This window comes from Planococcus shenhongbingii, from assembly GCF_030413635.1.
Classification (GTDB): Bacteria; Bacillota; Bacilli; order Bacillales_A; family Planococcaceae; genus Planococcus; species Planococcus shenhongbingii.
This window is the reverse complement of sequence record NZ_CP129235.1, coordinates 3,529,782-3,551,113: the sequence shown is the minus strand read 5'-3', so window position 1 is coordinate 3,551,113 and position 21,332 is coordinate 3,529,782. Positions and strand designations below refer to the sequence as shown.

General features: G+C 47.0%; 19 protein-coding genes and 1 riboswitch. Of the genes, 11 read left to right on the top strand and 8 right to left on the bottom strand.

What is annotated here, in order from left to right:
- Positions 1 to 148 precede the first annotated feature (148 nt).
- Positions 149 to 1,381: an MFS transporter gene (locus tag QWY16_RS17210; protein WP_300990456.1), complete on the bottom strand. Its 1,233-nt coding sequence runs from the start codon at positions 1,379 to 1,381 to the stop codon at positions 149 to 151.
- Positions 1,382 to 1,470: 89 nt separating this feature from the next.
- Entirely contained in the window at positions 1,471 to 2,703 is a 1,233-nt protein-coding gene (locus QWY16_RS17205; protein ID WP_300990455.1) for an MFS transporter, read from the bottom strand.
- Between the two features lie 405 nt (positions 2,704 to 3,108).
- Between QWY16_RS17205 and scpC (QWY16_RS17200) the strand changes: the two genes are divergently transcribed.
- From scpC (QWY16_RS17200) to scpC (QWY16_RS17190), 3 genes are all read left to right on the top strand, one after another.
- The gene (scpC, locus tag QWY16_RS17200; RefSeq protein ID WP_300990454.1) at positions 3,109 to 4,602 is read left to right on the top strand and encodes a succinyl-CoA:acetate CoA-transferase ScpC; all 1,494 of its coding nucleotides are present in this window, start codon (positions 3,109 to 3,111) and stop codon (positions 4,600 to 4,602) included.
- 118 nt (positions 4,603 to 4,720) lie between these two features.
- A complete protein-coding gene (locus QWY16_RS17195; protein ID WP_300990453.1) occupies positions 4,721 to 5,365 on the top strand; it encodes a LytTR family DNA-binding domain-containing protein in 645 nt (214 codons plus the stop codon).
- A 123-nt stretch (positions 5,366 to 5,488) separates the two neighbouring features.
- The gene (gene scpC / locus QWY16_RS17190; protein WP_300990452.1) at positions 5,489 to 7,003 is read left to right on the top strand and encodes a succinyl-CoA:acetate CoA-transferase ScpC; all 1,515 of its coding nucleotides are present in this window, start codon (positions 5,489 to 5,491) and stop codon (positions 7,001 to 7,003) included.
- A 389-nt stretch (positions 7,004 to 7,392) separates the two neighbouring features.
- Here scpC (QWY16_RS17190) and QWY16_RS17185 read toward each other — a convergent pair whose 3' ends face one another.
- Positions 7,393 to 7,863, bottom strand: coding sequence for a VOC family protein (locus QWY16_RS17185; protein ID WP_300990451.1), 471 nt, complete (start codon positions 7,861 to 7,863; stop codon positions 7,393 to 7,395).
- Between the two features lie 157 nt (positions 7,864 to 8,020).
- Here QWY16_RS17185 and rlmN point away from each other — a divergent pair, with 157 nt between their 5' ends.
- The gene (gene rlmN, locus QWY16_RS17180; RefSeq protein ID WP_300990450.1) at positions 8,021 to 9,091 is read left to right on the top strand and encodes a dual-specificity RNA methyltransferase RlmN; all 1,071 of its coding nucleotides are present in this window, start codon (positions 8,021 to 8,023) and stop codon (positions 9,089 to 9,091) included.
- A gap of 297 nt (positions 9,092 to 9,388) precedes the next feature.
- Here rlmN and QWY16_RS17175 read toward each other — a convergent pair whose 3' ends face one another.
- Genes QWY16_RS17175 through QWY16_RS17165 form a run of 3 tightly spaced genes read right to left on the bottom strand, consistent with a single transcriptional unit; the run spans position 9,389 to position 12,566 of the window.
- Positions 9,389 to 10,315 (bottom strand): carbohydrate ABC transporter permease, encoded by a 927-nt coding sequence (locus QWY16_RS17175; protein ID WP_300990449.1) that lies wholly within the window; start codon positions 10,313 to 10,315, stop codon positions 9,389 to 9,391.
- Positions 10,316 to 11,227 carry a carbohydrate ABC transporter permease gene (locus tag QWY16_RS17170; protein ID WP_300990448.1) on the bottom strand — a complete coding sequence of 304 codons (912 nt, stop codon included), beginning with the start codon at positions 11,225 to 11,227 and terminating at the stop codon, positions 10,316 to 10,318. It abuts the gene before it with no gap.
- Between the two features lie 16 nt (positions 11,228 to 11,243).
- Positions 11,244 to 12,566 carry an ABC transporter substrate-binding protein gene (locus QWY16_RS17165; RefSeq protein WP_300990447.1) on the bottom strand — a complete coding sequence of 441 codons (1,323 nt, stop codon included), beginning with the start codon at positions 12,564 to 12,566 and terminating at the stop codon, positions 11,244 to 11,246.
- Positions 12,567 to 12,901: 335 nt separating this feature from the next.
- On the opposite strand from QWY16_RS17165, the gene QWY16_RS17160 reads away from it, so the two are divergent.
- The 7 genes from QWY16_RS17160 (at position 12,902) to QWY16_RS17130 (ending at position 18,633) form a co-directional block, all read left to right on the top strand.
- Positions 12,902 to 14,032: an ABC transporter ATP-binding protein gene (locus QWY16_RS17160; RefSeq protein WP_300990446.1), complete on the top strand. Its 1,131-nt coding sequence runs from the start codon at positions 12,902 to 12,904 to the stop codon at positions 14,030 to 14,032.
- A gap of 35 nt (positions 14,033 to 14,067) precedes the next feature.
- Positions 14,068 to 14,171: riboswitch (TPP riboswitch) on the top strand.
- 153 nt (positions 14,172 to 14,324) lie between these two features.
- On the top strand, positions 14,325 to 15,008 hold the full coding sequence (gene tenA, locus QWY16_RS17155; protein ID WP_300990445.1) for a thiaminase II: 684 nt from the start codon (positions 14,325 to 14,327) through the stop codon (positions 15,006 to 15,008).
- 1 nt (position 15,009) lies between these two features.
- Positions 15,010 to 15,798, top strand: coding sequence for a hydroxyethylthiazole kinase (gene thiM, locus QWY16_RS17150; protein WP_300990444.1), 789 nt, complete (start codon positions 15,010 to 15,012; stop codon positions 15,796 to 15,798).
- A complete protein-coding gene (thiD, locus tag QWY16_RS17145; RefSeq protein WP_300990443.1) occupies positions 15,795 to 16,634 on the top strand; it encodes a bifunctional hydroxymethylpyrimidine kinase/phosphomethylpyrimidine kinase in 840 nt (279 codons plus the stop codon). The genes thiM and thiD overlap by 4 nt, the downstream gene beginning before the upstream one ends.
- Entirely contained in the window at positions 16,615 to 17,271 is a 657-nt protein-coding gene (gene thiE / locus QWY16_RS17140; protein WP_300990442.1) for a thiamine phosphate synthase, read from the top strand. Before thiD ends, thiE begins: the two co-directional genes overlap by 20 nt.
- Positions 17,268 to 17,756, top strand: coding sequence for an energy coupling factor transporter S component ThiW (gene thiW / locus QWY16_RS17135; protein ID WP_300990441.1), 489 nt, complete (start codon positions 17,268 to 17,270; stop codon positions 17,754 to 17,756). Before thiE ends, thiW begins: the two co-directional genes overlap by 4 nt.
- 91 nt (positions 17,757 to 17,847) lie before the next feature.
- Entirely contained in the window at positions 17,848 to 18,633 is a 786-nt protein-coding gene (locus tag QWY16_RS17130) for a YkuS family protein (protein ID WP_300990440.1), read from the top strand.
- 140 nt (positions 18,634 to 18,773) lie between these two features.
- Here the strand turns inward: QWY16_RS17130 and QWY16_RS17125 are convergent, their stop codons facing one another.
- Both QWY16_RS17125 and QWY16_RS17120 read right to left on the bottom strand, forming a co-directional pair.
- On the bottom strand, positions 18,774 to 19,745 hold the full coding sequence (locus QWY16_RS17125) for a nuclease-related domain-containing protein (RefSeq protein ID WP_300990439.1): 972 nt from the start codon (positions 19,743 to 19,745) through the stop codon (positions 18,774 to 18,776).
- A gap of 261 nt (positions 19,746 to 20,006) precedes the next feature.
- Positions 20,007 to 21,284: an MFS transporter gene (locus QWY16_RS17120; RefSeq protein ID WP_300990438.1), complete on the bottom strand. Its 1,278-nt coding sequence runs from the start codon at positions 21,282 to 21,284 to the stop codon at positions 20,007 to 20,009.
- Positions 21,285 to 21,332: the final 48 nt, after the last annotated feature.

The window sequence follows — 21,332 nt, the reverse complement described above, 5'->3', positions numbered from 1 at the left end:
ACCCTCTTTTCATCTATATACTGGTACGGAGTTTTTTGCTCAGCTTACCTATACTATTTGAGCAGCCAGTTTTTGTCAATACAACGAAACCGGCTTTGATAAATTTTATTTCGGCAGTTGAAATTTTTCTTCAAAAAAACTGAACCTCTTAAACAAGAGGTTCAGTTTCAAGTTCTTCATTGCGCATAAGTGCGATGGTTTTGGCGGCACGGGAACTGCGCCATGCCACTGCTATTGAAAGTGTGACGATCAATAAGCCAAGCCCGAGGATGAACGGGTAGTTGATATTCACATCAAACAACAAACCTGCCGAGAGCGGCCCGAGTACATTCCCGAGGCTCATATAGGAAGTGTTCATGCCCATCGCAAAGCCGACTTCACCTTGCGCCATTTTGGAAATCAGGATATTGAGCACCGGTCGAAGAATTGCCATCGCCAGGAAAATGACGAGCGATACGCCGAAGAACGCAGCGTAGCTTCCGGCAACAAGCGACAGTAGGAAACCGGCAGTGGCAAGGCCAAGAAACGAGATCAACACCGGCACTTCGCCGAAGCGGCGGATCAGACGGTCGACGGCAAACACTTGGACGATTACGCTGACAAGCCCGGTAGCAGTGATCATCATGGCGATGTCTTTGGAAGTTGAACCGAATTCATTTGTTAAATACATGCCGATGACCGATTCATAAGCGACCAGTCCGAAACTCATGACAAATGTGATGATCAATGGAATGAAGTACGGCATTTTGACCGAACGGCCGATTTGCTGGAGCATCGACTCGTCATTTGCGAATTCCTCTGCCTGCTTTGTGCTGTCGGCAGTCGGCTTGATTTCTTTCAGTAACACAAGGGAGAACAAGACGGCGGTGAACGTCACAATCGCTGATACAAGGAAAGGCAATTTCAAGTCGACTTCCGCTAAGAAGCCGCCGATTCCGGGTCCGATGACCAGTCCAAGCGACATCGAGGCGGTGACCAGGCCGGTGCCTTTCGCCCGCTGCGCTGCTGTCGTGATGCCCGCTACATAAGTAAAGATGCCGGGGACGAGAAAGGCATCGCCGATTCCGCCGACGATGCGTGAAGCATAAAGAATCCAGATTGAATCGGTTGCATAAAACATCAGCATGGAAATCGTCAGCAGCGACAATCCCAGGATAATGACTTTGCGCGGCCCGTAAACATCGGCCCATTTCCCGCCAAGCGGGGAAAACAGAAGCTGTGCACCGGCGAAGATAGCGATCATCAATCCGGCAGCAGTTCCGCCTTGGTTGATTGATACGAGATAAGCCGGCAGGATCGGGACGATAATTCCAAAACTGGCGATGGCAATAAACATATTCACCATTAAAATGGTGATTTTTTTGCGTTGTTCAGAAGACATTACAGTAAAGCCTCATTTCTATAAAGTAAATTTCATTCCGCAAAAGCAGGGCGTCAGAAACGGTAAAGTTAAATTAGAAAGCTGAATCCTTAAACGGCGGATTCAGCTTCAAGTGGAAGAGCTGCATCTGGCAAAGCCGCTTTTTTGCTGCGTGAAAAATGCCAGACGACAGTAATCGAAATGGTCACGGCAAGCATGCTCAAACCGAGGATGAAAGGGAAAACCAGGTTGATGTCGTATAGCATCCCTGCAGAAACCGGGCCGATAACATTTCCGATTCCCATAAAGGAAGTGCTGAGCCCCATAGCAAAGCCCACTTCGCCTTTGGCCAGTTTCGAGATCAGGATATTGAGCACCGGGCGAAGAATCGACATCGCCATGAAAATGATCAATGTCACGACAAAGAACATGGCATAAGTTCCGGCAACAAGCGCCAATAAGAAACCAGCTGATGCGACAATCAGAAAAGCGATCAGGACCGGCACTTCGCCGAAGCGGCGAATCAGCCGTTCAACAGCAAAAAGCTGCGTCAAAACACTCACACCTTGGATAGCGATGCACATGACGGCAATATCCTGCACGCTGGCATTGAATTCATCATTGAGGACTAAGCCGAAAATTGATTCATAAGCGATCAATCCGAAACTCATGACAAACGTGATGACCAGCGGAACAAAATAAGGCATCTTGGCAGAACGGGCGAGTTTCTTGGACAGCGACTCTTCGTCGCCAAGATTTCGCACATTCGCTTGCTCGGTTCGTGCCGGGTCGCTTTCTTTTAAGAACGCAATGGCAAACAGTACGGCACCAAGCGAGATGAAAGCGGACATCAGAAACGGCGCCTTTATGCTGAAATCAGACATGAACAACATGATGGCCGGCCCGGCGACAAGCCCCATGGACATCGACGCCGTCACAAGTCCGGTGCCTTTAGCGCGCTGCTCTGGCGTCGTGATGTCTGCCGTATAGGCAAATACAGCCGGCAGCAAAAACGCGTCGCCAATGCCGCTGATTACACGGGAAGCGTATAACATCCACAAAGTATCAGTCGAATAAAATAAAAAACCGCCGACAGTAATCATCACCAAACCGATGATAATCATCTTGCGGCGGCCAAATTGATCGGTCCATTTGCCGCCAAGCGGAGCAAACAGAAGCTGTGCACCGGCGAAAATGGCGATAATCATTCCTGATGCCATTCCGCCTTGATTGATCGATTCCAGATAAGCGGGAATCACCGGACCGGTAATTCCGAAACTCGTTATAGTAATAAATATTGTAATCATTAAAATACTGATTTTTTTCCGTTGAGTTGAAGACATTAAAAGTGCCTCGTTCCAGTTTAAGTTATTGTACAAACGTTACTTGTTTGACAACTTTCATATATTATGATGATTAACCCGTAAAGTCAATGTGTTTTTAACATAAATTTACCATAGTTCCAAAGTAATTTGTTATTTCTTAATATAAATATTCTCATAATTTTTAAATCTTGAAGCAGAGGGGTTTACGCTAGTTCTAAGATAATAATTATTTGAAAATTACTTTATCCAAATGCAAATAAACCGCTTACAATACAGAAAACGATTGGTTGATTTGTTACAGCGATGTGAATAAAAAGATTAATATAGTTGAAACAGAGAGCGGGGGGTTAATGGCGGCCTGGCGAGGTAAGGTATAATTATAGGTAAGCAAGGAAAACAATCAAGCCACGAAAGGTGACAGTGATGGAACAAACCATTGAACGGATTAAATCGACTCAATTGCAAGAACGGGTTATTGATGCGGATGTTGCAGCTTCTTGGATTCAGGACGGAATGACACTCGGACTCAGCGGATTTACACGGGCCGGGGATGCCAAAGCGGTTCCTCTGGCGTTGATTAAACGAGCCGAAACTGAAAGTTTTAAAGTGAATGTTTTTACCGGCGCTTCTTTAGGCTCGGATATCGATAAATTGTTCGCAGAAGCGGGCATCGTCAACAAACGCTTGCCGTTTCAGGCAGATCCCGTGATGCGCAGAAAAATTAATGAAGGTGAAATGCTGTTTGTCGACCACCATTTGTCCCAGACTGCGGAATGGATTAAAGCCGGCGTCATCGAACCGATCGATTTTGCCATTATTGAAGCATTGTCGATAACGGAAGACGGATTGATCATTCCGACGACGTCAGTCGGCAACTCAGCCCTTTTTGTACAGTATGCGAAAAACGTTATCGTAGAAATCAATACGGCCCAGCCGGTATTGTTTGAAGGGATTCATGATATCTACGATACCGGCAAACAAGGGGAGCGGCCTCCGATTCCACTGACACATGCGGATGACCGCATCGGAGTGCCCGGTATACCAGTAGATATGGGAAAAATTCGGGGGATCGTGTATACAGACCAAAAGGATTCTCCTTCCACAATTATGCCATCAGATGAAGAAACAGAGATTATGGCTGGCCACCTGATTGAATTCCTGCGCTCGGAAGTTCGCGCAGGCCGCTTGACAGAAAAACTGGCACCGCTGCAGTCGGGCATCGGCTCGGTTGCAAACTCGGTCCTGCAAGGTTTGATCGACTCGGAATTCGAAGATTTGGAAGTCTACTCGGAAGTGCTGCAGGACGCGGTATTTGATTTGATCGATGCGGGGAAAGTAAGAGTGGCTTCAAGTTCTTCCATTACCTTATCGCAGCAGAAAATGGAGCAAGTTTACAGTAACTTTGAAAAGTACCGCGATAAAATCATCTTGCGGCCGCAGGAGATTTCCAACCATCCGGAAGTTATCCGTCGACTCGGTTTGATCTCCATTAACACGGCATTGGAATTTGATATCTACGGCAACGTCAACTCAACACATGTGTCGGGGACGAAAATGATGAATGGCATTGGCGGTTCCGGTGACTTTGCCCGCAACGCGCGCCTTTCCATTTTTGTGACGAAATCGATTGCCAAAGGCGGTAAGATTTCCAGTGTGGTGCCGTTTGCTACGCATATTGACCATACTGAACACGATGTCGACATCGTAGTGACGGAGCAGGGTTATGCGGATTTGCGTGGACTTGCTCCCCGTGAACGCGCTGCATTGATCATCGAGAATTGTGTGCATCCAATGTACAAAGAACAAATGCGCGCTTATTACGCAGAAGCGCTGACACGCGGAGGCCAGACGCCGCATGTGCTGGAAAAAGCTTTTTCCTGGCATGCCAAATTGGCTCAGACCGGCACGATGCTTTAAAATATGTCTGAAAATCGAACAGCCGCCCTGTTATGGGGCGGCTGTTTTCGTTTGGAGTGGGAAGCTGCTCTTGGAGTAGGCTATAATTTATAGAAGGAAAGAAAACAGGAGGTCCGTTATGGATAAGTTTACATCTGGTTCGCTGCTTGATGTCATCGGAGAATTATTTTCAGATGAAATCTCGATTGCGGTATCCAATACGAAAGAATACATCTATTACCGGCCGAGCAAGCGGATTGATTTGAAAATCCAGGAAGGCGATCCCGTAAAGGAAGGGACGATAGCCTACAAGGCGCTGGCGACCCGGCAGAAAGCCTCTGAATTTATTGATAAGGAGATTTTTGGCGTACCGTATCACGGCATGGCGGTGCCGTTTGAACAAGGCGGGGAAGTGCAGGGCTGCGTAATGGCGATTTACCCGGCGTTTACGGAAGGCAAGTCAGTGGTGACGGTGAAAAGTGCCGATGGCTGGAAGCCGATTCCTTTCAGCGATGTAAAATTCCTGGAAGTGAAAGACCGCAAAACCCATGTGCATGCAGAGGGCTTTTCAGGCACCAATAAAAACTCGCTTCAGGAATTCGAGTATTTGCTGCCGCGTGATTTGTTCATCCGCTGCCACCGGTCATTTATCGTAAATGTCCATCATATAGAAGAGATTTATCCGGATACCCACTCCACTTTTTTGCTGTCAATGAACAACGGAGCCCGCATCCCGGTCAGCCAGTCGTACTCAAGCTATTTTCGGAAATTGCTCGGATTTTAAAAAATGCTGCTTCAGGCATGGAATTTGCTGCTTTAGCCAACAACTCCTTAATCCATTCCATATAACTCAAAACTCTCTCTAAGTACGATAGAATTATCTAAAAAGTTAGAGAGAGTGATAAGTATGGAAAAGCAATTTGATCGGATTAAAGCCACTCAGCTGCAAGACCGTGTGGTGTCACCGGAAGAAGCAGCTTCATGGATCAGCGACGGCATGACTTTGGGACTTAGCGGGTTTACACGTGCTGGAGACGTGAAAGCGGTTCCTTTCGCATTAGTGAAACGTGCAGAGACAGAAGAATTTAAAGTGAACGTCTTTACAGGAGCTTCTTTAGGGTCCGACATCGACCGATTGTTCGCAGAAGCGGGCATCGTGAACAAACGCTTGCCGTTCCAGGCAGAACCGGCAATGCGCAAAAAAATCAACAATGGCGAAATGCTGTTTGTCGATCATCATTTATCGCATACGGCAGAATGGATTCGCGCTAACGTAATTGAAGCTATTGACTTTGCAATCGTGGAAGCGCTTTCGATAACCGAAGATGGCATGATCATCCCGACGACGTCTGTCGGCAACTCGGCGATCTTCGCAAAACATGCGAAAAACATTATCGTGGAAATCAATATGGCCCAGCCCGAACTATTCGAAGGAGTTCATGATATTTACGATACAGGCAAGCAAGGAGAACGCATGCCGATTCCATTGACAAAAACGGATGACCGTATTGGCGTACCTGGCATTCCTGTGGATTTGGAAAAAATCCGCGGCATCGTGTTTACCGAGCAAAAAGATTCGCCTTCCACAATCGTACCGCCGGATGCGGAAACGAAAATCATGGCGGATCACTTGCTGGAATTCCTGCGTTCGGAAATCCGGGCAGGCCGTTTGACCGAAGAATTAGCGCCGTTGCAGTCCGGCATTGGGTCGGTTGCGAACGCAGTTTTGCATGGCATGGTCGATTCCGAATTTGAAAATCTGGAAGTTTACTCGGAAGTGCTGCAGGACGCCGTATTCGATTTGATGGATGCAGGCAAAGTCAATTTTGCTTCATGCTGCTCAATCACGTTATCGGAGCTGAAAATGGAGCAGGTTTACAGTGATTTTGAGAAGTACCGAGATAAAATCATCATGCGGCCGCAGGAAATTTCCAACCATCCGGAAATCATTCGCCGCCTCGGGTTGATTTCGATCAATACGGCATTGGAATTCGATATTTACGGAAACGTCAACTCGACGCATGTGTCCGGAACGAAAATGATGAACGGCATCGGAGGCTCTGGAGATTTCGCGCGCAATGCACGCCTCGCCGTCTTTGTTACAAAGTCGATTGCCAAAGAAGGAAAAATTTCAAGCATTGTTCCTTTCGTCACTCATGTAGATCACACTGAGCACGATGTGGATGTTGTGGTAACAGAGCAGGGTTATGCGGATCTGCGTGGGCTTGCCCCTCGTGAACGAGCAAGCTTGATCATCGAGAATTGCATGCACCCGATGTACAAAGAACAAATGCGTGCCTATTACGCAGAAGCGTTGACACGCGGAGGGCAGACACCGCATGTGCTGGAAAAGGCTTTCTCTTGGCACGCTGATTTGGCGCAGCAAGGCACGATGCTTCAGAAAAAAGAGCAATTGGTGTAAAACCATAGAAAACCAGCCGATCCGGATTTGCGGAAAGGCTGGTTTTTTGAATTGATGGGAAAGTATAAACACTTTAGGTTACATAACAATGATAAAATGCGAATTTTCATAGCCAGATTTCAGTTTCGGGTGCTTGCGCTTTTCTAGATGTCCAGACTCCAGCGCCAAGATTCTAGGGACATAAGCCAACCCGGTGTCTAGTTCAGTGCCTAGCTCTTCGGGACATAAGCCAACCCAGCTGTGTGGCAAAAAGCGCCACTTCGCCGGTCTGTCTTATGCCTGTCAGAGCTGGACAGGCACTTCTGCTTTTCGAAACTGTGCGGCTGAAAACATGCCGCTTCGCAGGTTTGTCTTAGGCCCGTCGAATCTACACAGGTGCTTGCGCTTTTCTATTTTCCGCTGTACATTTCAGATGTGTTGCGGGTATACAATTCAATGATATTGCCGAACGGATCCTCGGTGTAGACCAGATAATGAGGTTTGTCTTTTGAAGTTTTCCATATTTTGCTGCGCTGTTTGCCGCCATGCTGAACGATTCGTTCGATAGTCTCGATCAGGTTATCGACAATCAGGCAAATATGGAAAAATCCCTTGTGAGGAAACGCTGTTTCGCCTTTAAATTGGGGCTCCTGAAACTCGAATAGTTCAATGCCGATTCCGCCGAGGGACATCAAGTGCACATTGCGCATTTTTTTTACTTCAGGCCCTTGCAAATCCTGTGTCATATTGTCCGGTTCATCGCTTTCTGCATCAAACTCAAACGGCCCGGCCAATATGTAAAAACCGAAGACTTTGCCGTACCAGTCCACCGCTTTGTCCAGGTCGGAGACCGCCAGCCCGACATGTGTGATTTCGCCCATATAATCGCCTCCTTCATATACAGCTTTACCCATAACCGCTCTATTTAATCCGGAATTAAAAACAGATTTTTCTGTATAAACAAAAATAGTTGTTGTCAAAGAGGATTTTTAGTAATATAATAAGCAATTGTGAAATTCCGAAATGAGGGTACTAATAATGAAAAATTCCATCTATGGATTGACGATAGATCAATTAAAAGAATGGTTTTTAGAAAATGGACAGAAGAAGTACCGTGCTGAACAAGTATGGGACTGGTTATATATTAAACGCGTTACTGAATTTTCCCAGATGAATAACCTGAGCAAAGAAGTTATTGGGTTGCTGGAAGATAATTTTGCAATCCGTACACTTACAGAAGCGGTCAAGCAGGAATCTGCTGACGGTACGATCAAATTCCTTTTCCGTCTTCAGGATGGCAATTTGATTGAGACCGTATTAATGCGCTTTAAATACGGAAACTCCGTCTGTGTCACTACACAGGTCGGCTGTAACATCGGCTGCAGTTTCTGCGCAAGCGGACTTTTGAAAAAGAGCCGCGATTTAAACGCGGGCGAAATCGTTGAGCAGATCATGCAAGTGCAGGCCCATTTTGATGCACAGCAAAAAGACGAGCGTGTCAGCCATATCGTGGTCATGGGAATCGGCGAACCGTTCGATAACTACACGAATTTGATGGACTTCCTGACAGTCGTCAATTCACAAAAAGGATTGGCAATCGGAGCTCGCCATATTACTGTTTCAACCAGCGGCATCGTACCGAAAATCTACGATTACGCGGATGAAGGCCTGCAAGTCAACTTGGCAATTTCCATTCATGCTCCAACGAACGAATTGCGTTCACGCATTATGAAAATCAACAAAGCCTATCCGATCGAGAAATTGATGGCGGCAATCGATTATTATTTGGAAAAATCCAACCGCCGCATCACGTTCGAATATATTTTATTGCGCGACGTCAACGACCATGTTGAAGAAGCAAATCTATTGGCGAAACTGCTTGAAGACAAGCGCCACTTGTCTTACGTCAACTTGATTCCATACAACTCGGTCAGCGAACATGACCAGTATCAGCAAAGCACGCCGGAAGCGATCAGCGCTTTCTACGACGCTTTGAAGAAAAAAGGCATCAACTGCGGCGTCCGCCACGAGCAAGGCGCCGATATCGACGCAGCTTGCGGCCAATTGCGAAGCAAACAAATCAAAAAAGAAAAAACAGCGGCTCTTTAATTCGGAGCGGGCTGTTAGAAAGGGCATCCTGCAAAAGGATGCCTTTTTTTGTGTCGAATTTTGTTGAACGCAAATAGCAGCAGCCCGAACGCAAATAAAAGATTTTAAACGCAAATAAACCCTCCGCGAACGCAAAAAAAAATTTCTAAGCGCAAATAAACCAGCACTTTCAGCAGTTCGCTAGCGAAAAGCCTTTGATTAAGATAACCAAAGCAAGTTACGAAGAAAATGCGGCAAACTTTTGCCTCAAAAAACAAAAACACGCTCTGCGAAGTTTCGCAGAGCGTGTTTCTTTCTTTATTTTCCTCCAGACTGGAGATTGATGCCTTGGATGAAGTATTTCTGGAAAATGAAGAAAATTAGGATGACTGGCAGCAGCACAAGCAGCGAGCCGGCCATCAAATAGTTCCATTGTGTGCTGAGCTGCCCTTTGAAGACCTGCAAGCCGATTTGAAGCGTATACAGCTTCTCGTCGTTCAAATACAGCAGCGGTCCAAGGAAATCGTTCCAAGCGCCGTTAAACGAGAAGATGGCGACCGTGGCAATCGCTGGCTTGGTAAGCGGCAGCCCGATTTTCCACCAGATGTAGAAATGGTTGGCGCCTTCCATTTTCGCAGCTTCGATTAACTCGGTCGGAATCGTCATGTAAAACTGGCGCAGCAGGAAAATGTTGAACGCACTGCCGAAAAATGAAGGCACAATCAGCGGGTAATAAGTGTTGACCCATCCAAGATTCGCAAACAGAACGTATTGCGGAATCAAAGTGACAAATCCCGGAATCATCATGGTCGCCAAGACAATCGCAAACAGGATATTTTTCCCGCGGAACGGGATTTTAGCAAAACCGTAAGCGATAAATGAATTGGACAATACATTTCCGATAACCACGATGATCGTGATGGTCAGCGTGTTGATGGTATAGCGGGTGAAAGGCGCCGCTTCCCACGTCTTAATGTAGTTTGAGAACAGCCAGTTCTCCGGCCAAAACGATGGCGGGAAACTCATGACTTCCGCCATTGTTTTAAGGGACGTCGCGAACATCCACCAGAGAGGGGAAAGGATTAGCAGGCTCCCGATTGCCAGCAAAATAAAGTTAAAGACAACCAGAAAAGTTTTGCGGTTTCCTCTGTGCTCAAAAAAGCTGGGATTTTCATTCGCCTTATCAAGGGTCTTCAAATCATCCGCACTATCCAAATAATCAAGATTATCCGTTGTTTTGGCCATCTACTTCTCCTCCCCTTCGTAATGCACCCAGCGGGGAGCGAGTTTCAGATTGATCATAGTCATGATGAATACAATAACGAACAGAATCCAGGACATTGCCATCGCGTACCCCATATTGAAGTTGGTGAATGCTTGCTTCCACATGTATAGATTATAGAACAGCAATGAGTTGGCCGGTCCGCCTTCGCCGTTATTGGACATGACATAGGCTTCCTGGAAAATCTGGAATCCGCCAATCAGGCTTGTCACAACGTCAAAGAAAATAACTGGCGTAATCATAGGGAGCGTAATATGGAAAAACTTTTTCCATGTATTGGCTCCGTCAATTTCAGCCGCTTCGTAGAGTGATTTGGAGACACCCTGCATACTGGCTAAATAGAGGAGCATGGATCCGCCGACACTCCATAATTTCATGAATATGAGGGACGGTTTGGTCCAGTCGGGATCAAACAGCCAGTTGGGTCCATCAATGCCAAACCAGCTTAAAACCAGATTGACCATTCCGGTTCCCGGATCAAGCAGCTGCATCCAAAGCATATAAACGCCGACACCTGACAGGACAGCCGGCAAATAGTAAAGTGTCCGGAAATAGCGGATGCCTGGAATGTCCTGGTTCAGGAGAGCCGACAGGAAAATGGCTCCGATCGTTGTCAGTGGCACAGAAAAGATGACAAAATACAAGGTGTTCCAAAGTGAGGTCCAAAAAAGACTGTCCTCTGTTAAGAGACCTTTGTAGTTTTCTCCGCCGACAAAGTCCATCTGAGATGTAATATTATAATTTGTGAAACTTGCCACAAAGGAAAATACCAAAGGCCCCGCAGTGAAAGCCAGAAATCCGATAATCCACGGCAATACAAAAATATAGCCATAAATGCTTTCCTTGCGCCTCATGGTCATTCTTTTCTTCCCCAAATCGGCTCCTCCTTGCTTACTGGTTTTTCTTGATCAGATTTTCAACATCGGTCTGGGATTTTTCCAACGCTTCTTTAGCCGTCATGGAACCGAGGAAGAATTCATCCATATTCGGGTTGATCAAACTGCTGAAATCAGGTGCGATTACCGGCACTGGAGTCAATAAAGTTTGCTCCATATTTTCTACTGCCATTTCGTAAACCATCGTTCCGTCTTCCGTAAATTCATCAGATTTTGCTGCTGCTTCAGCCGCTTCGATATTGGCGATGTTGTCAAAGTTTTTCACTGCCCAATACTCCTGTGCCTCAACATCCGTTAAATATTTAATGAATTCCCATGCTGCTTCAGCGTTTTTCGATCCTTCAGGGATTTCAGCGACAAATCCGCCGCCCCAGCTTGTGTTGCCATTGCCTTCTTCATATTCTGGCAGTTCCACCACACCGAAATTCAAATCAGGTGCATAATCGCGGATTTGAGTATAGAACGTCGGAGCCTGGGCAATCATGGCAAGGTCTCCGTTGAAGAAAGGGTGTCCTTGCTGGCTGTCAATCTGTGCTTGGTAAGAGTTGACTACATCTTCGCCGTATCTGTCTTTCCAAGTTTTAAGCCAGTTTAATACTTCTTCATTTTTAGGTGTATCGATTTCGAAATTGTTCTGATCGTCGAAATAGCTCTGTCCGTTAGCGTTTAAGAGCCATACGTCATAGCCGATGCCCCATAATGGATAGAAACCGACACGGTCATAGTCTTGTCCGGCTTTTTTATCCAATTTCTTCGCGTATTCTTCCAGTTCTGCCCATGTTGTTGGCGGCTTTTCGGGATCCAGTCCCACTTCTTTGAAGGCGTCTTTGTTATAGAAAAGTACGCGTGTATCAGTATTGAAAGGAATGCCGTATGAATCACCTTCATAAAGAGTAGCGTCCCAAAGCTCAGGATAGAAGCGTTTTGAAATATCATCCTTTTCCAGGAACTGTGACAAGTTCATCGCTTGCTTGTTCTGTCCGCGAAGAGCGGTGGCATTGATATCATTGATTACGACATCAGGCGGATCTCCAGCTGCAATAGCCGCAAGTTCTTTTGTCCAGATGTCACCGAATGGCAGATACGTGTGTTTCACTTCAATCTCGTCTTGAGATTCGTTAAAGTCGGTGATGATTTGTTCAATAATCGGACGGCGGATTTCAGATCCCCAGAATGTCCAGAAATCGACGACGGTTTTGCCATCTTCATTTACCGCTGCTTCTTCATTGCTGCTGTTGCTCGTCTGGAATCCCGAACAGCCGCTGAGAAACAGGGCTAACGCAGCAATCAACATAATAAAAACTTTCAATTTGTTCATCCAGTTTCACTCCTCTTTTTTTATGGTATAAATGAATGCGAAAATATCTTCGACAGTCGAAGTAAAATACCCGAATTCGCCTGAATTTCATCAGAATCGGGCCTGTTTCTCTGTAAAAGAGTAGAACAAAATATTCCAGCTTCTCTTGTCTAGTAGAAGTATATAACAACTTCTCCTTCTTTTCAAAGTGTAATCAAAATATACTGACAATGGGTATTTTTGCCGAGTTTAAGCGCTAAATGGACTGGGTATGGCTCTACTAATTTGTGGTTTCAATTTGTAATATACAGAAAACTGTTTATAATTAAGAGTAAAAAAGAATGGGGAGAGGCATAATGGCAGAAATTCTGATTAATAATTTAGGGAAAACCTATGACAATGGTGCTACCGCCGTAACCGATTTTAACCTTCACATAAAAAACGAAGAATTTATTGTCTTTGTCGGTCCCTCAGGCTGCGGAAAATCCACCACTCTGCGAATGATTGCGGGACTTGAAGAGATAACAGATGGTGAATTTTTCATCGATGGCAAACGGATGAATGATGTCCAGCCGAAAGAACGGGATATTGCAATGGTGTTTCAGAACTATGCTTTATATCCCCATATGACGGTATATGAAAACATGGCGTTCGGATTAAAGCTGCGCAAATTTAAAAAAGATGAAATCAAAAGACGGGTAAATGAAGCTGCGGCTATTCTTGGCCTGGAAGAATACCTGGACCGGAAACCGAAAGCGCTGTCAGGCGGCCAGCGCCAGCGGGTTGCGCTTGGGCGGGCGATTGTCCGCGACGCCAAAGTATTCCTGATGGATGAGCCTTTATCCAACTTGGATGCGAAATTGCGTGTCCAGATGCGCGCTGAAATAGCAAAACTCCATCACCGCTTGAAAACAACGACCATTTACGTGACGCACGACCAGACAGAAGCAATGACAATGGCTACACGGATTGTCATCATGAAGAGCGGCGTCATCCAGCAGGTCGGCAGCCCGAAAGAAGTGTATGACTTCCCGGCCAACCGTTTTGTCGGCGGATTTATCGGCTCGCCTGCGATGAACTTTTTTGATGGCAAATTAGAAAAAGGTGCTTTTGTCATGGGAGACCGGATCATCGACATTCCTTCAGAAACTTTGAGCATGCTGAAAAGCCAGGGCTATGACGGTTCACCGATTACGCTTGGCATTCGTCCTGAACATATCCATGTCAACAGTGAAGATCTGACAGGCATCAAACACAGCGACATCGACGCAGTCATCACCGTTTCGGAGCTGACGGGTGCTGAAACGATTATTTATGCTGTATACGGCGACCAGGAATTCATTGCCCGAGTGGATGCCAATACAACGATTGAGCCGGGACACACTGCACGTCTTGCGTTTGATATGTCGCGTGTTCATTTCTTTGATCCGGCAAGCGGGGAACGCGTGAAACCTGAAAAGTCAGAAAAACCGGTTGCGGTTTCCTGAATCTGTGTTAAAGTGATTTTGACAACTTGAATATTAAACACCACTAGGGGAGCCGGATATCGGCTGAGACGAGCATAAGCTCGGACCCTTTGAACCTGATCTGGATCATACCAGCGGAGGGAAGTGGCGGAACGCATGCTATTTCCTTTTTAACTGCATACGCCGCTTTCCTTTACTGGAAAGCGGCGTTTTTTATTTGTCGAACAATAGTGGAAGTGCCGGTTCAGCTCTGACTTATGTCCCGAAGAGCTAGGCACTGGAGTCTGGACACCATTAAAAAGGAGATGGAGAAATGACATTTTGTAAAGAAGTACGTATTGAATGCAATGATTTATGGCAGGCAAGTTTTGAACATCCGTTTGTAAAAGGGATTGCCGATGGCACGCTGCCGCTGGATATATTCCGGCATTACGTTATGCAGGATGCTTATTACTTGTCTCATTTCGCCAAAGTCCAGGCAATTGGAGCAGTAAAAGCCACCGATTTGGAGACCACAAAACGCTTCGCTTTTCATTCGGAACATACATGTGCTGCCGAGTTGGCTTTGCACGAGTCGTTTATGGAGCTGCTTGGCGTCACGGAAGGTGATTGGGAAGAATTTGAGCCTTCACCGAGCGCCTATGCTTACGTCTCTCATATGTACCGCGCGTCTGAAGGTGATTTGGCGGATGTCGTGGCCTCGATTCTGCCTTGTTACTGGCTTTACTTTGAAATCGGTGAGCGGCTGAAAAATGCTGAACCCAATCATCCAATTTATGACCGGTGGATTGCTACTTACGGTTCGGAGGAGTTCGGCGCTTTGGTTAAAGAGCAGATGGAGCGGATGAATCAGCTTGCAGAAGGCTTGCCGGAAAAACGCCGCACCGAACTAAAAGAGCGTTTCCGCCGCAGCAGCTATTTCGAATGGAATTTCTGGGAACAGGCATGGGTGCGGGAATCGTGGACAGTCAAAACATATGAACAGGCAGGTGTTTAATATGCTGGGAAAACTGCGTTCAGAAAAACCGATCATCCATTGCATTACCAATCATGTTGTGTCGAATTTCCAGGCTAATGGGCTGCTTGCGCTCGGCGCCTCGCCCATCATGGGAGAAGCGCCGGAAGAAGCTGCCGAGCTGGCTGCTTTGGCGGATGCCGTGTCGCTCAATATCGGAACATTGAATAGCCAGAGCCTGAACAGCATGCTGATTGCCGGGAAAAAGGCCAACGCGCTGGGAGTGCCGGTCGTGTTGGACCCGGTCGGAGTGGGGGCAACAGCGTTCCGGGCAGCTGCGGCCAATAAAATCCTCACTGAAGTGAATGTCGCGGTTCTGCGCTGCAATGCCGGTGAACTAGCGGCTATTGCTGGAGCCGACTGGCAGGCTAAAGGAGTCGATGCCGGCGAAGGCGAAGCGGATATTCATGAACTGGCCCGGAATACAGCGAAGAGATTGAAATTGATTGTTGCGGTATCCGGGGAACTGGATATTATCACTGATGGAAAACGGCTGGCTGAAATACCGTTCGGCCATAGGGTCATGGCTTCCGTCACGGGAACCGGCTGCTTGCTCAGCAGCGTCGTGGCGGCGTTTCTCACAGTGCATCCAGAAGACAGCTTTGAAGCGGCGGCAGCAGCCATGCGCTATTATGCCATCGCCGGTGAACAGGCAAGCGCGCACTCGGAGCTTCCAGGGGATTTCCAAACCGCTTTCTTAAATCAAATGAATGCCATGGGACAAAATGATATTGACGATGTAATCCGTCAAAAGGAAGGTGTGCCACGATGATTCCACAAGTATTGACCATTGCCGGCTCTGATTCTGGAGGAGGGGCGGGCATCCAGGCCGATATTAAGACATTTCAGGAACTCGGGGTTTATTCGACATCAGTGGTTACTGCGGTGACTGCCCAGAATACACTTGGCGTTTCGGAGATTTATCCGATGACGCCTGGGGCTTTGAAGGCGCAGCTTTCTGCAGTGGGCCTGGATTTCAATATCAGTGCACTGAAAACGGGCATGCTGTTTGATGCGGATATCATTGGAGAGACGGCATCCGGCATTCGCCAGTTCGGCTGGAAAAACGTCGTGGTAGATCCGGTGATGATCGCCAAAGGAGGAGCAAGTCTTCTACAGCAGGCAGCGGTTGAAGCCTTAAAAGAGCATTTACTGCCGCTGGCGCTCATTGTAACGCCGAATATCCCAGAAGCGGAAATGATTAGCGGCATGGATGTTGAAGATGCAGTTTCGCGGCGGCAAGCGGCAGCAAAGATTTTGTCATTTGGCGCTGATTCCGTCGTAATTAAGGGCGGCCACGGCACAGATCCCCATATGGCGGAAGACTTTTATCTGAATCAAAATGGGGAAGAACTTCTTTTCCGTTCCCTTCGAATTTCTACAGCCCAAACGCATGGAACCGGCTGCACATTTGCGGCCGCTTTGACAGCGGGATTGGCAAAAGGGGAGTCACTGGAGGAAGCGGTTTACACAGCGAAACAATTTATCCAGGCTGCTCTCAGTGAAGAACTTCACATTGGTGCCGGACACGGACCGACCAATCATGCGGCTTATCAGAAGAGCCAGCGCCAAAAAGGAGGCGTCCATCATGTCGAAGTTGTTCGATAAACCTTCAATCTATTTCATTATGGGAACGCAAAATACAGCCGGCCGCGAACCGCTGATGGTTTTGGAACAGGCACTGGCTGGAGGAATCAATCATTTCCAGTTGAGGGAAAAAGGATCGGGCGCACTCACGGGAGATGCGTTAATGAAATTTGCGGTTGAATGCAAATGGCTCTGTCGCCAGTACGGCGTGCCGTTTATCGTGAATGACCACATAGAACTTGCACAGGCGATTGATGCGGATGGAATCCATGTCGGCCAGCAAGATGCGGCAGCAACTGCGGTCCGCCGCATAATGGGGGCGGATAAAATCCTTGGGGTATCAGTGCATTCATTGACAGAAGCCAAGAACGCCATAGACAGCGGTGCCGACTATGTGGGAATGGGGCCGGTCTTTAATAGCCAAACAAAAGAGGATGCCAAAAGCCCGGCAGGAGTATCCGGCATCGCAGCGGTGAAAAAGCTGCATCCGGAACTTCCGGTAATCGGAATCGGAGGCATCACTCCGGACAATGCGGCACACGTATGGTCGGCGGGAGCTGACGGAGTGGCAGTGATTTCCTCAATTGCCCAAGCGGAAAATATCGCCTCGCAAGTTATTCGCTTTAAAACCAATTTAAAGGCAGGTGCCGGAAAATGAAAACCCGCAAAATGATGCTGATCGCCATGTTCGTTGCCCTGTGTGTTGCCGGTTCCGCATTCGTTTCTTTTCCTGCCGGCATTGCGCGCGCCTACCCAATCCAGCATGCGATCAATGTGATTGCAGCGGTGCTGCTCGGTCCAGGTCCGGCATTGTTGATAGCGTTTCTAACAGCGATTGTCCGGATATTGATAGGGACCGGGTCATTGCTGGCTTTTCCTGGAGGCATGTTTGGCGCGCTGGTTGCCGGGCTGATGTATGCGAAATTCGGGAAAATATGGCTCGCAGCCATAGGAGAAATAATCGGCACAGGCATCATCGCTTCATTTGTGGCAGTGCCTTATGCTCATGTTTTAATGGGCACTGACCTTGCCGCGTTCTTCTTTTTGCCGCCATTTTTGGTCTCCAGTTTATCTGGCGCCTTACTGGGAGCAGTGATTGCCAGGAAATTGGAGAAAGAAAAAAGAATATTACAAACACATTAAAAATATTTCATTCTCAAGTCGGCGTTTATTGTGGGTCAAAGTAGGGGAAATAAGTACATAAACACAATTTGAAAAGGGAGTGGACAAGAATATGGTGAAAATTGCAGTAGAAGAACCGTTTACATCCGTAAAAGACGCACTTGAAAAAAGAGGCTATGAAGCTGAAATGCTGGATGACAAAACAGAATCGATGGATTATGACTGTGTAGTGGTCAGAGACAAAGAAGATTTAGCGGATTTTCACATGAATGTCCCTCTCGTTGAAGCAAAAGGGCGCACGCTGGAAGAAATCGTGGATGAAGTAGAAGAACGTTTGGTTCGAAGCGGCAAAATTCCTGCTCCAGCCCCAAGCGGCGGAATTACCAGCAGCTCATTCATTAAAGGTGCCGCAACAGGCGCAATCGTCGGCGCAGCTGCAGGGCTTTTACTGACTCCGAAGAGCGGTAAAGAAATGCAGGCAGTGGTTAAAGAAAAAACTTCCGGCACGAAAGAAAAACTTGGCGGCGTAACCGAAAAAGCAAAAGACACATTAGGCCAGGTAAAAGAAAAAACCAGCGGCACAGTGGACCAGGTAAAGGAAAAAACCAGTGGCACAGTAGATAGTTTGAAAGCGAAACGCCAAGAGATGCAGGAAAGCAAAGAGCTGAAAAAGCAGGAAAAAGCAGTAAAGCAAGAAGCGAAAGCTGAAGAAAAAGCACAAAAAGAGCATGAAAAAGCTGAAAAACAAGCTGAAAAAGAAATGAAAAAAGCTGAAAAAGAAGCAGCTCAAGATAAAGGCTCTATTGAAGTCGTGGAATTGGGCGAAGCGGATGTTATTACAAATGCATCCGGTGGAGCAACAGTTGTTTCCAAAGAGACGAATAAGAGCAATAAATAAGAAGTTAAAAGCCAGACAGCCGTTATCCGACGGCTGTCTGGCTTTTTTATTGGGTATAATTTCTTTTATGAGCGACTTCAAGGTGAATATGAGCAACTTTTACCAGTTTTCGAGCAACTTCGGGTCATATTCGAGCAACTTCATACCAAATACGAGCAACGGGCTTCTATAATGTAATTTGCCCCTTTATATGCGCCTTGTTTCTTCAAGTCCATCCCGCCCAAAAGCCTTTTGGCCAAATGGCGATCCTCAATCTGCAAAAACTTCCGGCAAATCTTATTTGTCATCGGTTCCCCCGTCAACTGATGCCAATCCTTGATGCTCTGGATATGGGCATTCTTGTCAATTTCACCGCAATTTGGACAATGCCAGGTGCCGTATTTCCTTTTCATGCCGATCCGGTCGCATGCGGCGCACCAGACGCCTCGGATCATGGCTTGAATCGGGTAAGCGGGTTTGGAACAGATGGGTTTTGGAACATAGTAAGAATGAGCAGCAAGAATTTCATTTGCCAGCTCGGTCATTTCAATAAAATCTAAAATTTCTTTTTCACTTTTGATTTTATTAAGAAACATTGGAAGCTGATGGGAAAAGAGGACGGTATGGGTAGCAGGGACATTTTCAGGGATTTGTTTTAGGTAGGAGAGCACGAGAACGGAGCGGAGAGGCAAATGAACGCCTGAAGCGCGAAGCCATTCTTCGAGCAGCCACTCGTTGGTGTCGATTTGCTCGATGGGGCTTTTGCGCCCGATAATGGTGCCGTCTTCTTTGGTTTGGATGAGCTGCAATGGCGATTGTTCGAAACGGAGGCGCCCCGACATGTTCTTGACTTCGAACACATAAATGCACCAAGGGGTAATCATCAAGGAATCCAATTGGAAAGGCAGCAACGATTTTAAAGAGACATTGTGCAGAAAAATATGAGGGAACGGCAATCGGCTGGCGGCTACGTAATCGTCAAAGCGCTGTTCACCGCCAATTCCGGCGGAGTCGTTGTAAAAATCCTCTTTTACTTCTTTGTACAAAGCATGAGTCCTTGGCAGCCGCCGGAGCAGCACTTCAAGCCGCTCCCTTTCGAGCGACGTCCCTCTCGTTTTCAGTATCAAAGCCATTCCTCCATTTTTTAAGTAAAACCATAGCACGCGAGATGCCGTCTAGCTATACTTCTTCCTATAATAAATATTTAAAACCGCCTGGAGCGGCAAATATGGGATTTGAAAGATACGAATTTACTTTATGCCCAAGTGATCTTAAAATATGCCCAACTCAATGGAGTTTATGCCCAACTTTCACCAAGTTATGCCCAACTCCAGCCCCAATATGCCCAACCAACAAAAAAGCCGACCTGGCAACCGCCGGATCAGCTTTCTTAATTATTCAGGAGCTACTTCGTCTACTGGAGCATGCGGCACCGGTTCAGGAACCCGAGACAAGATGATGAGGCCGATGACGAACAAGATGACGAGGCTGAAAACCCCCATGCTCGAATTCCCTGTCACTTGGGAAGTCACGGCCACAAGGAGCGGCCCCAGAATAGCGGCGAATTTGCCGAAGATATTGTAGAACCCGAAAAATTCGTTGGAGTTTTCTTTTGGCACGAGCTTGCCAAAATACGACCGGCTGAGTGCCTGGATGCCGCCTTGGCTGGTGGCGACCAGCATGGCCAGAATCCAGAAATCGACAATGGTCTCCAAAAAGAATGCGTAAATGCAGACAATGATGTACACGCAGATACCGACATACAGCATTTTTTTGCCAGTGAATCGTTCAGACAAGCGGCCGTATAAAATGGCAAAAGGTGCGGCCACCACTTGAGTGGCGAATAACACAATCAGCAGGCTGGTTGATGACAGTCCGAGATCCGTTCCGTAAGCCGTGGACATCGAAATGATGGTGCCGACACCGTCAATATAGAAAAAATAAGCCAATAAAAACAAGAACAGCGCACGGTACTGGCGAATTTCTCTTATCGTTTTACTTAAGCGCTTGAAGCTTTGTGAAACAGGGTTCGGTTCTTTCTCGATAAAATAGCGCTGGCGGACATTGCGGAACAGCGGAATCGAGAACGATACCCACCAAAGGGCCGTAATCAAAAATGCGATGCGGCTCGCGTTGATGGTGGAAATGGGCAACACGCCATTGCTTGCCAGCAGAATAATGGCAATCGCCAGGATGAACGGGATTGTCGACCCGATATAACCGAGGCCATATCCGAATGCGGAAACATTGTTCATCCGTTTTTCCGTCGTCACATCGACGATAAAAGCATCGTAAAAGACGTTCGCACCGGTAGCACCAAGAGCCGCAAAGGTAAAGCATACCAATAGCATCAGCCAATTATCGCTCGGAACAAAAGCCAGCATCGCCGTTGAAATAGTGCCAAGCAAGAAGAATGCGGTAAAAAATTTGCGTTTCATGCCTTCGTAATCGGCAAGCGTCCCTAAAATAGGGCCGATCAACGCCAGAATAAATGTGAAAATGGCGATGGTATATCCCAGGTAAGCGGTGGAATCAGACAAACTGACACCGGCTTCAGTCGCCGCATTTTTATAATACAGCGGAAAAACAGCTGTTGTGATGATGATTGAATAGGCGGAGCTTCCCCAGTCATAAAATGCCCAGCTTTTCTCTTCTTTCGTGAATTTTTTCATGTCTCTATCCCCTTAAGCGCCATATAAATTCATTGTACAAGAAGACCG